A 12,092-nucleotide genomic window follows, 5' to 3' on the forward strand; every position below is an offset into this window, starting at 1 on the left:
AACGTAAAGGAGACAACTCTGATTTGATTAGACCGTACCATCCGGCAATGTCTCACCTGTCCGGCGAATTGTCGCTCCGAGTTCAGCAGCGATCGCATTGACGGCTTCTGAATCTTCGTTGACCTCACTGATCAAGATGACACCGTAATGGTCGGGATCGATTTGATTCAGCGTCCGGTTGAATAAATCAAACGACTCCCGTTCATTCTTCTCATCCCGGTTCGCTCCGATCAAGTAACCAGCAACGGAACCTACGAGCATACCGAACGGACCACCGACGACACCAATCGCCATGCCAATCAATGAACCTTTGAAGGATTGGTCCTGTTGTGTGAAGTCGATCGCATCGATGAAAGAGAAGCCCTCTGCTTCGTCACGTTTTGCGAGAACCATCTGATCCATCTCGATTTCCTTGATTGCTTCGAGATCCTTAATCATCGCAAAGCCTGTTTTTGCTTTTTCTACATCACTAAAAATGATTGTCGTAATGACGTGCGTTGCATCGCTTTTATATTTCGCCATAATAAACGCCTCCACAAGAATCGGTTATCGTACTACACTTTTTAAGTACCCTGAACATTCTAAATGGAAACGCGAGACTGGAAATATGAAAAAAACAGGACAACAGAATAATTTTTTAATATCGGCAATAAGTAAAACTTATCGAAAGTCTTTTGTTCTTTCAAATTGTAACGGAATCCATATTATACTATGATAGAACTGTACAAGTAAGCGGTATCAGGGGCTTGATGTCGTGAACACTTAAAGGGGGAATCACCATGAAGCAAACAGATGTGTCGCAAGATATCTTTGGCGCACGCCGTTCGTTTGAAGCAAACGGTAAGAATTATCAGTACTATAGTCTTGAAAAATTGGAAGAACTCGGATTGACAGAAGTCAAACGTCTTCCATACTCGATTCGTGTCCTACTCGAGTCAGTGCTTCGTCAACAAGATGGTCGTTCGATCACACGTGAACACGTCGAGAACTTGGCGAAATGGGGAACAGCTCAAGTTTCGAACGATGTCGATGTTCCGTTCAAACCGTCACGCGTCATCCTTCAGGATTTCACAGGTGTTCCAACGGTCGTTGACCTCGCGTCACTTCGTAAAGCGATGCAAGATCTCGGTGGAGACCCATCGGTCATCAACCCAGAAGTACCAGTCGACCTCGTCGTTGACCACTCGGTTCAAGTCGATGCTTACGGTTTTGCTGGAGCACTTGCAGAAAACATGGATCTCGAATTCGAACGTAACGAAGAGCGTTACAAATTACTTCGCTGGGCGACATCGGCATTCGATAACTACCGTGCCGTACCACCAGCAACAGGGATCGTCCACCAAGTTAACCTCGAGTACTTGGCATCTGTTGTCCTTGAAAAGGAAACAGCAGACGGTACAGTTGATGTGTATCCGGATACACTCGTCGGAACAGACTCACACACGACGATGATCAACGGTCTCGGCGTCCTCGGTTGGGGAGTCGGTGGGATCGAAGCGGAAGCGGGCATGCTCGGACAGCCGTCATTCTTCCCAGTGCCTGAAGTCATCGGTGTACGCATCACAGGTGAGATGCACCCAGGAACGACAGCAACAGACGTTGCCCTTCGTGTAACGGAAATGCTCCGTCAAGAGAACGTCGTCGGTAAATTCGTCGAGTTCTTCGGTCCATCACTCCACTTGATGTCACTTTCTGACCGGGCAACAATCGCGAACATGGCACCAGAATACGGTGCGACATGTGGGTTCTTCCCAGTCGACACAGAAACATTGACGTACCTTCGTCTGACAGGTCGCGATGAAGAATTGATCGAAAAAGTCGAGAACTACTCGAAAGCAAACGGTTTGTTCTACACACCACAAAACGAAGATCCAACATTCACGAAAACAGTCGAACTCGATCTTTCAACAATCGTTCCTGCCCTTGCTGGACCAAAACGTCCACAAGACCGGATCGATTTGACGGATGTTCATACATCATTCAAAAAAGCGTTAACGGCTCCACAAGGAAACGCTGGATTCGGCTTAGCGGAAGAAGAAGCGAACAAAGTCGCTGTCGTTCAGTTCGAAGACGAAGCAGTTGAAATGCGTACGGGTGACGTGGCGATCGCTGCGATCACGAGCTGTACGAACACATCAAACCCATACGTCATGATCGGTGCGGGACTCGTCGCGAAAAAAGCGATCGAACTCGGTCTATCGGTTCCAAAATACGTCAAGACATCACTTGCGCCAGGATCGAAGGTCGTTACGGATTACCTCGAGAAATCAGGACTCCAAACGTACCTTGACGAACTCGGCTTCAACACAGTCGGTTACGGCTGTACGACATGTATCGGTAACTCCGGTCCACTCGACCGCGCTGTCGAAGACGCGATCCTCGGTTCAGACTTACTCGTTTCGTCTGTCCTCTCCGGAAACCGTAACTTCGAAGGTCGTGTCCACCCGCTCGTCAAAGCGAACTACTTGGCTTCACCGCCACTCGTCGTCGCGTATGCACTTGCAGGAACAGTCGACGTCGATATCATGAACGCGTCACTCGGAACAGGCAAAGACGGACAAGAAGTCTTCTTTGCTGACATCTGGCCTTCACGTGATGAGATCCAAACGATCATCAACACGGTCGTCACACCAGAAAGCTTCCGTGCAGAATACGATTCAGTCTTCACAGGAAACGAACGTTGGAACAACCTTGACGTGCCAACAGGCGATCAGTACGACTTCGACGGTGAGTCGACGTACATCCAAAACCCACCGTTCTTCGAGAACTTGGCGAAGGAAGCTGGTCAAGTCGAAGCACTCAACGGACTCCGTGTCTTCGGTAAGTTCGCTGATTCAGTCACAACGGACCACATCTCACCAGCGGGTTCATTCTCGAAAACGACACCAGCCGGTCAATACCTCGTCAACAAAGGGGTTGCACCGAAAGACTTCAACTCATACGGTTCACGTCGTGGTAACCACGAAATCATGATGCGCGGAACGTTCGCGAACATCCGGATCCGTAACCAAGTCGCACCAGGTACAGAAGGTGGCTTCACGACGTACTGGCCAACAGGCGAAACAATGGCGATGTACGATGCTGCGATGAAGTACAAAGAAGATGGTACAGGTCTCGTCATCCTCGCTGGTAAAGACTACGGTATGGGTTCTTCACGTGACTGGGCAGCCAAAGGAACGAACTTGCTCGGCGTCAAAGCCGTCATCGCGGAGAGCTTCGAGCGGATTCACCGTTCAAACCTCGTCATGATGGGTGTTCTTCCACTTCAATACGTGGCAGGCACAACAGCTGAAACACTTGGTTTAACAGGTGAAGAAGCAATCAGCATCGCAATCGATGAGTCTGTTCGTCCACGTGACATCGTCAAAGTCACAGCAACAGCGGCAGATGGAAAAGTCACTGAATTCGAAGCGATTGCTCGTTTCGATTCAGAAGTCGACATCGATTACTACCGTCACGGCGGGATCCTTCCAATGGTCCTTCGTGAGCGTCTCCAACAAGCATAAGTTGTCTAATCAAAGGTGGGGGAAACCCCACCTTTTTTTGACGAGAGGAGGAAAAAGGTGAACCGATTCAAGAAGTGGTTTCAACCGAAGGAAGACCAGCCGTTGCCGATGCGTGACGTGACGCTTGATGAAGTCAAACAAGCGACGCATGCCTTTGAATCCGAACTACCGAAAGGGACGAATCGGACGGTACTTCTGGATGATGAGCAGCGAGTCGATTTAAAACAGCTGGAGCCGTATTTGAAAGCACGTTCGACACAAGTGTTTTACATGTCGCGTGAGACATTCACCATCATGGAGGCAAAAGATCGGGAACTCGTCTATGAGATGGATCATGTCCAAGTCGCCGTCGATCGCTATTTTGACCGGGTGAAGAAACTCCCGTTGAAACCATATAGCAAGACGTTCCAAGTCGACTGCGCGATGTTGTTTCAGGATGGCTATTTGCGCGAAATGCCGCATCATAGCTATTATTTGGTCGATGAGTCGATGATCGTCTCGCTGACGCCGAAGGAAGCATAAACGTAATCAAGGGTGGACCGAATTCATTCGGTTCGCCTTTTTTGTTGTCCTGACCGTTTTCTGATTTGTTCAAAAGTCTGACGAATTTAGTCAGAAATCGTGAAATCTCGGACAAACCCTTTGTATTCTCCTTATAAAACCGATACGATGATAAGGAATAGAGACTTGAGCTAGGAAGGTGTACATGGCATGACGAAACGAACGAGCACGTGGATTGCAGTAGCAATCGTGGCAATGGCTATCCTCCTTGCCTACAATTTTTATCTCTTGAACAAGACGCAGACTGCAAGCGATGAAAAAGCCGCGACGGTCAAACCGTTTTATACGATGACACGCATTCAATATGTTGAGAAGAAACTCGCGACGAAAAAAGATGAACTTGAATCACGCACGTATGAAGTCGTCTTTAATGACAAAGGTCATTTCCGGACAGAAGTCGTAGACGGTCCGTCAAAAGGATCGCTTGCGATCTGGAACGGGACGATGTTCCGTGAGTATGATGCGACAGGGAAGTTAGTCAATGAGACGAAAGCTGGCAAAAGTGTCAGTGCGCCGCGCCCATTCCTCTCACGTGGCTTCAACGAACAGATCCTCGCTTTCATTAACAAAGGTGACTTTGGACAAGTCGAGGGAGAAGCGGACATCGCCGGAATGGCAGCGGACGTGTATGTGAAAAAAGAACCGTCAAGCACGGTACCAGAAGAATGGATCAAACAATATCCATCGATCTTCGATAAAGAAAACAACCAAGAACAAGCAACGTATTATGTCGCTTCCGACCGTTCGAAAGTACTCGGTGCGGAGTCACGCAATAACGGTAAATTGTTCTACTCTGTCAAAATGAAGAGTTTTGAAACGATCGATACGTTCGATCCGGATTGGTTAAAAGCAAAATAAACAAGAAACGACCGGCGATGACGCTACGAAACGGTAGCGGACAAAGTCGGTTTTTTCGAGACGCAGGAGGTTCAACATGGAAGCATTCTCGAAAGAGGAGATGTTCAATCAAATCAAAGCGTGGGAAGAGGGCGCGAAGGTCGAGGAGGTGCTCACCTTACGTTATGCCCAAAGTAGCCGGTTGCTTGGCGAAACGGAAGCACTCGTCCGCATCTTGGCATTACTTGTCGAGCATCGCTATATCATGACGGGACGACTGGATGCCTTAGCTGAGAGCTGGATGCAAGAAATCCGTCAGCATGGCCGCCTGCCAGCCCGTCTTGAGCAGTTGTTGACGGAACAACAATTACAAAGTACGTATCAGCGCCTTGTCGCGCATACGTTTCCGACGATTCGCGAGACGGACAATGCGAACGCAAAACGCTCGGCGACGAAGGAACTGATCCTCCAAGCAAGTCAAATCGTCGAGGAGACGGAACAAATCGTCGAACTGACGGAACGACTTCGTCGGTTGGATGCCGGACGCTGGACGGAACTGTTCGAGGCTGGAACGGCATTATTGCGTTCAAGTGCCACGCTTGAACAGACAGCGCAGACATTCGTCGACAGCTTACAAGAGCGTTTCTATTCCCGGGAAGCGTTCCGCGAGATGACGGAACTGAAAGCGACGACGATCCAGGATCTCAAACGTGTCGTCGCTTTGCTCCCCGTCGAAAGCAAACAAGTCGAACGCTCAGCACTCGAGGAACTTGACGCGATGATTGGTCTCGAAGACATCAAACAACGGGTTCATCATATGTATCGCTTCTTGAAGTATCAACAGAAACGATCGGAAGATGGCTACCGTTCAAGCGATCAACCATCCCTACACATGATCTTCATGGGGAACCCCGGAACCGGAAAGACGACGCTTGCCCGTTTGATGGCAAAGATCTATCACGAGCTCGGATTACTCGAACGACCGGAAGTCGTCGAGACGGATCGTTCATCGCTTGTCGGTGCGTTCGTCGGTCAGACGGAAGAACAGGTCATGAGTAAAGTCCGCGAAGCCGTCGGAGGGGTGCTCTTCATCGATGAAGCCTATGCCTTAAAACGTGCCGGACAAAGTGGGAACGATTATGGTCAGGCCGCGATCGATACGCTCGTCGCAGCGATGACGAGTGGGGAATATGCAGGGCGATTTGCGGTCGTGCTTGCTGGTTACCCAGAAGAGATGCGTGATTTTCTGAAGGCGAACCCTGGACTGCGGAGTCGTTTTCCGGAATCGAATCATTATCTACTCGCCGACTATACGGATCAGGAGCTGCTCGCCATCGGACGCTCGATCGCGACCGCGAACGATTATGTCTTGACGGAACAAGCGGAGCGGGCATTACTCGGACGGCTTGAGCGGGAACGCGTCGACGCCAGTTTCGGAAACGGACGCGCTGTTCGCAATATCGTGCTCGATGCCATCTTCAAGAAGGGTGCGAGCCTTGGAGAGAGTGCCAGTCATGAAGACTTTGCCTTACTCGAACAAGAAGATTTCGAGATGGTACAAGAACCGGACGCAACCGTTGAGGAGCGGATCGCTTCGCTCGTCGGATTGTCCGATCTCAAAGACGAACTCAAGCAGATTGAAGCCTTATTGTCGATGCAAAAACGTCGCCGGGAAGCGGGCTATAAAGTCTTGCCGGTTGAACTGCATGCGGTCTTTAGCGGCAATAGCGGGACCGGAAAGACGACTGTCGCGCAGCTTTATGCTGATGTGTTACGACAATGCGGTTATTTGAAACGCGGACATCTGAAAGTCGTCAGCCGGGCAGATCTTGTCTCCGGTTACGTCGGACAAACAGCGCAAAAGACGCGTGACGCGATTCGCGACGCGCTGGGTGGTGTCTTATTCATAGATGAGGCGTATGCATTAAATGGTGGAGCGAACGACTTCGGAAAGGAAGCGATCGATACGCTCGTGGATGAGATGACGAAACATCAAGATAATCTCGTCGTCGTCCTTGCGGGTTACGAGCAACAGATGAACGCCTTGCTCGCAAGTAACCCAGGACTGAAATCACGCTTCAAACGGTCATTCCACTTCCCGAATTACTCGCCAGACGAGTTGATTCAAATCATTGAAGGATATGCGGCACGGTTCGGATACGAGCTGACGGAGGACGCACGATTGACGCTTACCGAGAAGATTGATGTCGTTCCGAACGGAAACGCACGAGCGGCGATCACGATCGTCGAACAGGCGATCGCGAAGCAGTCGATGCGATTAATTGACAAAGTTAGCTTATCCGGTTCAGAATGGTCCTATCTTGAAAAAGAGGATTTTTAAGGGGGAAGCTACATGCACACGATTGAAATACCTGTCCGGTACGCCGAGACGGACATGATGGGCATCGTCTATCATTCGAACTATCTCGTCTATTTGGAATTGGCGCGGACAGAATTAATCCAGTCCTTGGGTCTTGATTACAAGGAGATGGAAGATGCGGGATATGTCTCCCCGGTCACGAATGTCAATCTCGATTACAAACGCTCGTTGACGTACGGTGATACAGCGGTCGTCACAGTCTGGATTGATCATTACGATGGACTACGAACGATTTATGGCTATACAGTCAAACATCCGGACGGGAAACTTGCAGTATCGGCGAAGACGACACACGTCGTCGTCAAGAAGGAAAACTTCCGACCGATTCGCTTGCCGAAGGTTTTCCCGAACTGGCACGAAATTTATGAGAAGATGAGTGAGACGGACGCAGCACTCTTAACGGAAGCGTGAAGCGATACAACAAAAGCGGGATCGATTTTTGAATCGGTTCCGCTTTTTTCTTTTATTTCAGTCTGAACAGTAAAATTTAGCACTTGGTACTAACGACCGATGACAAAGTCAGGATCATTTGCGAAAATAAAGAAGCTGAAGTAAGGTAGGGACTTACTCCATCTGTCGGAAGTAGACTCGACGGATGGAACGATTAGCGGTAACATAGAGAAGCATAAAAAGAAGAGGGGTCTTACTCATGAAAAAAATCGTAACCGTCAGTACGTTAGCGCTTCTCCTTGCAGGATGTAATCCTGGGGATCAACAAGCGGATGATACAACGAAAACGGAACAGAAATCAGATGAGACAAAACAATCAAACGACGAAACGAAAAAAGAAGACACAGCAAAAGACACGAACAAAGAAGAAACAAACAAAACAGACGAAACAACAAAAGACGATACGTCAGAAGAAGCAAAACAAGAAGACAATTCGTCTGATGCAACGCAAGAAAATCAAGAATCTTCAGATGAAACGAAAAAAGAAGAAGAACAAAAAGACGATACACCAGCTTCAGAGAACAAAACAGAGGACAAAAAAGATGAATCGACGGATAAACCGGACAGTTCGTCTCAGGATCCAGAACAAGAGAAACCGTCGAAACCAGAAGATGAGACACCGGACGTTGATAAATCAGCAGATGCCAAAGCAGATCTATCACTTGGTAATCTCGTCGTCGTCAATAAGAAATACAGCTTACCGATCGACTACAAACCATCGGATCTCGTCGTACCAAACGTCAGCTTCTCATACTCAGGTGTACTTGAGCAGAGCTACATGCGGGCGCCAGCTGCGAAACAGATGGAAAAGATGTTTGCCGCTGCTAAAAAAGAAGGCGTGACATTAAACGCTGTCAGTGGATTCCGTTCAGGCGAACGTCAAAAAGTATTGTATAATAATTATGTCGCACGTGATGGCAAGGCAGCTGCTGATCAATATTCAGCACGTCCTGGTCATAGTGAGCACCAGACGGGTCTCACTTTCGATATTTCAGCACCAAGCGTTGGTAACGGGTTAACGGCTGCTCTTGGTGATACGAAAGAAGGGAAATGGATTGCGAATAACGCAGCGAAATATGGTTTCATCGTTCGCTACGATCGTGGCTTCCAATCACGGACAGGCTATACGTATGAGCCATGGCACATTCGTTATGTCGGTGTCGATGTCGCGACACAAATTAAAAATAACGGACAGACTCTTGAGGAATATATGAAAGTCGGTCACTAAGAGGTTGGAGGTTGACTATGATTGAAATCATAGGGATTTTAGTTCTTGGCTATCTGCTTGGTTCGATACCGTTCGCACTTCTTGTCGGGAAGTGGGGACACGGGATGGACATTCGCCAACATGGTAGCGGGAATCTCGGAACGACGAATACGTTCCGTGTCTTGGGAAAAAAGGCGGGAATCATCGTATTGATCGGTGATTTCGGAAAAGGAGCCGTCGCAAGTCTCGTTCCCATCTTGATGGGAGCAGATATACATCCGTTGTTTGCTGGACTAGCAGCTGTCATCGGTCACATCTATCCGATCTTCGCGAAGTTCAAAGGTGGAAAAGCAGTTGCAACGTCAGGTGGAATGTTGCTCGTGACGAGCCCTGTTCTGTTCATCTTCCTGCTCGTTTCCTTTTTGACGACACTTCGTCTGAGCCGGATGGTGTCGCTCAGTTCAATCGTGGCAGCAAGTGTCGGAATCGTTGTTTCCATCACGATTGGTGTCTTGACGAACGACTGGATCGTTCCGACGTTCTTTACGGTTCTTGCCTTGTTCGTCATCTTCAAGCACCGCGAGAACATCCAACGGATTCGCCAAGGTACAGAGTCTAAGATTCCACTCTTTGCAAAGAAACCGTCTGAATGAGTCATTAAGACGCATCTACATCTCGTTCATTGAGATGCGGATGCGTCTTTTGTTTGTGGAAAAAGTCGGATAACGGACGAATTCAACGACATTTCATAGGAACTACACGTTTATTTACATCGGATTTACAAGACCTTTACAGATGTTCGATACACTAGAACTAGAACTTGTCTGTGAAGGGGGAAGCGCACGTGTCGTTGTTAGGAGAAGAGCGGAAATCACGCATCATGGAATGGCTGGAAGAGGAAGGGAAAGTCATGACGAAGGATTTGATCGAACGTCTCGATGTCTCGGGAGAAACGGTACGACGCTACTTAGAGGAGCTCGAACGGGAACGGCAGTTGAAGCGCGTCTATGGCGGTGCCATCTATCAAGGAGGAAAACGAGAAACACCGATCTCGCGTCGGACGGATCAGTTGTCTCGCCGTTTAGCGCGTTATGCGAAAGGATGGCTCAGCGATTATTCCTGTATCTTTCTTGGTCGAGGCGAGCCGGTCGAGCATCTGTTGCCGTATTTAACGGGGAATGCGACGATCGTCACGAACTCACTAGTGGTCGCTAGTCACTTGGAGCAGTGCCGCAAGACGGGACCGTTCAAAGGTGAAATTCGGTTACTTGGTGGGACGGTCGATGCCTATGGGCGGACGGTCGGAGTCGAAGTCTTGCAGGCGCTCGATGCCTACGCTTTTGATGCCTGTTTTCTATCGTTTGACGGTGCCGAAATCGAGCGTGGCTTCGTCAGCGATGATATTGAATCCTCGCTGATTCAAAAAGCCGTCATCAGTTGTACGAAAGACGTTTATGCCTTCTTGGCGAATGATGAATTCCAGGGCAATCGTAAATATAAGGTGGCAGAGTTCCGACGTGCGAAGATCGTCCTCAGTCCAGCCTCCTATCCACCATCGTGGGAGATGAAACTGTTCAACGAACGCGTGAACTGGATGGTCGTCTCATGATACACTGATGCGGGAGGGATGTATCATGTTAGAAATCATCGCATCGACCGTAGAAGAAGCGGTCGCAGCAGAACAAGCCGGAGCGGACCGGATCGAGCTCGTTTCCGCATTATCCGAAGGTGGGGTGACGCCGAGCTATGGACTGATTCGTCAAGTCGTCTCGACGGTCGAGATTCCAGTTCACGTCCTCGTTCGACCACATAGTAAGTCGTTCGTCTATTCGAAATCAGACGAAGAAACGATCATCACGGATATCGACTTGATCCGAGAACTCGGTGCTGCCGGGATCGTCGTCGGCTCATTGACCGCAGATGGTCGCGTCGACGAAGGCTTCCTTGGTCGAATCATCAAACATAAAGGGGAACTGTCATTGACGTTCCACCGAGCAATCGATAGTAGTCGCGATATTCTCGAAGCGGCAGAAGTGCTCGCTGATTTTCCAGAAGTCGACCGGATCTTGACGTCGGGTGGTCAAGCGACGGCGTTAGAAGGAAAAGAGACAATCGCGCGCTTGATCGAGGACCATCCGGACTTGATTATCTTACCAGGTTCCGGGATTACGCTTGAGAATGCGGAAGCACTTCTTGAGGCGACGAAGGCATCGGAACTACATGTGGGATCCGCTGTCTTACAAGACGGTATCATTCAAAAAGAACGTGTTGAGGCATTGACGCGACTTCTGCGCTAATCCTATACCGCACGAATCCATTTTTCAAATCTTATGAGATGAGAGAAATGGATTTTTTTGTATGTGTTCGTGACGGATTTTCGACGATTCCGTGACACGTTTGAAAAGCAAAGCGGGATAACTAGGTTTTTCAACGGGACTACGCTAGAATCAAAGATGGAAATAGTGGAAATGAAGGAGTACGACATGAACCCTAAACAATTAAAACAAGACGCCCTTGGTACACTAAAAGGACGCTGGCTGGTCGGGCTAAGCATCTCGATCATCTACTTCCTTATCTTTGCGCTTGCAGCAAGCCGGATGTCCTTTGACCAAGATGACATCGACAGCATGGTCCGTTTCATCGGACTGAACATGGTCGTAACGATAGTCCTTGCTCCGGTGACGGTTGGACGAACGATTGCTTACTTACGCTTCACACGCGGGGAGTCTGCCGGTATCGGAACGTTATTCGAAGGGTTTTCTTCGTTTCGACGTGTTTTCCGGACGATTGCTGCGTATGCAATCGTGACGGTATTGGTGTATGTCGGATCATTTTTGATTTTACCGGCATTGTACTTTTATCTAGCGTATCGCCTCGTCCCGTACATTTTGGTCGACCGACCAGAATTGTCGTTTTGGCAAGTCCTCGGTGAGAGTCGTCGGATGATGAAAGGGCATAAGCGTGAATTGATCATGCTTTACTTGAGTTTCATCGGCTGGGGTATCCTTGCACTACTTAGTACTGTGGGTGTCATCTTCTTGACGCCGTATTTCGATACGACGATGGCACACTTCTATGAACGCTTGAAACCAACACGTCAATCATCCGTCGAGGGATGAACCAAAAAAGCCTGTACGCTACGTCGACTGAC

The 12,092-nt window shown here is 48.9% G+C and carries 11 protein-coding genes; 10 read left to right on the plus strand and 1 reads right to left on the minus strand.

Features of this window, described 5'->3' with window-relative positions; translation table 11 throughout:
* Nucleotides 1–27: 27 nt before the first annotated feature.
* The gene (locus P401_RS0103750; RefSeq protein WP_029341274.1) at nt 28–522 is read right to left on the minus strand and encodes a hypothetical protein; all 495 of its coding nucleotides are present in this window, start codon (nt 520–522) and stop codon (nt 28–30) included.
* A 257-nt stretch (nt 523–779) separates the two neighbouring features.
* On the opposite strand from P401_RS0103750, the gene acnA reads away from it, so the two are divergent.
* The 10 genes from acnA (at nt 780) to P401_RS0103800 (ending at nt 12,060) form a co-directional block, all read left to right on the plus strand.
* The gene (gene acnA, locus P401_RS0103755) at nt 780–3,506 is read left to right on the plus strand and encodes an aconitate hydratase AcnA (protein WP_029341275.1); all 2,727 of its coding nucleotides are present in this window, start codon (nt 780–782) and stop codon (nt 3,504–3,506) included.
* 57 nt (nt 3,507–3,563) lie between these two features.
* Complete coding sequence (locus P401_RS0103760) at nt 3,564–4,028, plus strand: DUF3939 domain-containing protein (RefSeq protein WP_029341276.1); 465 nt, start codon at nt 3,564–3,566, stop codon at nt 4,026–4,028.
* 189 nt (nt 4,029–4,217) lie between these two features.
* Nucleotides 4,218–4,925, plus strand: a complete 708-nt coding sequence (locus P401_RS0103765; protein ID WP_029341277.1) for a hypothetical protein — start codon at nt 4,218–4,220, stop codon at nt 4,923–4,925.
* Nucleotides 4,926–5,001: 76 nt separating this feature from the next.
* Nucleotides 5,002–7,245 (plus strand): AAA family ATPase, encoded by a 2,244-nt coding sequence (locus tag P401_RS0103770; RefSeq protein WP_029341278.1) that lies wholly within the window; start codon nt 5,002–5,004, stop codon nt 7,243–7,245.
* 12 nt (nt 7,246–7,257) lie between these two features.
* Complete coding sequence (locus P401_RS0103775) at nt 7,258–7,695, plus strand: acyl-CoA thioesterase (protein ID WP_023467801.1); 438 nt, start codon at nt 7,258–7,260, stop codon at nt 7,693–7,695.
* A gap of 238 nt (nt 7,696–7,933) precedes the next feature.
* On the plus strand, nt 7,934–8,962 hold the full coding sequence (locus P401_RS0103780; RefSeq protein ID WP_029341280.1) for a M15 family metallopeptidase: 1,029 nt from the start codon (nt 7,934–7,936) through the stop codon (nt 8,960–8,962).
* Nucleotides 8,963–8,979: 17 nt separating this feature from the next.
* Nucleotides 8,980–9,594 (plus strand): glycerol-3-phosphate 1-O-acyltransferase PlsY, encoded by a 615-nt coding sequence (gene plsY, locus P401_RS0103785; RefSeq protein WP_029341281.1) that lies wholly within the window; start codon nt 8,980–8,982, stop codon nt 9,592–9,594.
* A 191-nt stretch (nt 9,595–9,785) separates the two neighbouring features.
* Nucleotides 9,786–10,550, plus strand: a complete 765-nt coding sequence (locus P401_RS0103790; RefSeq protein WP_029341282.1) for a DeoR/GlpR family DNA-binding transcription regulator — start codon at nt 9,786–9,788, stop codon at nt 10,548–10,550.
* Nucleotides 10,551–10,575: 25 nt separating this feature from the next.
* Nucleotides 10,576–11,238, plus strand: coding sequence for a copper homeostasis protein CutC (locus P401_RS0103795; protein ID WP_029341283.1), 663 nt, complete (start codon nt 10,576–10,578; stop codon nt 11,236–11,238).
* Between the two features lie 186 nt (nt 11,239–11,424).
* Nucleotides 11,425–12,060: a DUF975 family protein gene (locus P401_RS0103800; RefSeq protein ID WP_029341284.1), complete on the plus strand. Its 636-nt coding sequence runs from the start codon at nt 11,425–11,427 to the stop codon at nt 12,058–12,060.
* The last annotated feature ends 32 nt before the right edge of the window (nt 12,061–12,092 follow it).

This window comes from Exiguobacterium acetylicum DSM 20416, assembly GCF_000702605.1.
GTDB classification, from domain to species: Bacteria; Bacillota; Bacilli; order Exiguobacteriales; family Exiguobacteriaceae; genus Exiguobacterium_A; species Exiguobacterium_A acetylicum.

Excerpts from the sequence above, each read along its gene's own strand:
- P401_RS0103750 (WP_029341274.1), bottom strand. The coding sequence starts at position 522 with ATGGCGAAATATAAAAGCGATGCAACGCACGTCATTACGACAATCATT.
- acnA (WP_029341275.1), top strand. The coding sequence starts at position 780 with ATGAAGCAAACAGATGTGTCGCAAGATATCTTTGGCGCACGCCGTTCG.
- P401_RS0103765 (WP_029341277.1), top strand. The coding sequence starts at position 4,218 with ATGACGAAACGAACGAGCACGTGGATTGCAGTAGCAATCGTGGCAATG.
- P401_RS0103770 (WP_029341278.1), top strand. The coding sequence starts at position 5,002 with ATGGAAGCATTCTCGAAAGAGGAGATGTTCAATCAAATCAAAGCGTGG.
- P401_RS0103775 (WP_023467801.1), top strand. The coding sequence starts at position 7,258 with ATGCACACGATTGAAATACCTGTCCGGTACGCCGAGACGGACATGATG.
- P401_RS0103780 (WP_029341280.1), top strand. The coding sequence starts at position 7,934 with ATGAAAAAAATCGTAACCGTCAGTACGTTAGCGCTTCTCCTTGCAGGA.
- plsY (WP_029341281.1), top strand. The coding sequence starts at position 8,980 with ATGATTGAAATCATAGGGATTTTAGTTCTTGGCTATCTGCTTGGTTCG.
- P401_RS0103795 (WP_029341283.1), top strand. The coding sequence starts at position 10,576 with ATGTTAGAAATCATCGCATCGACCGTAGAAGAAGCGGTCGCAGCAGAA.
- P401_RS0103800 (WP_029341284.1), top strand. The coding sequence starts at position 11,425 with ATGAACCCTAAACAATTAAAACAAGACGCCCTTGGTACACTAAAAGGA.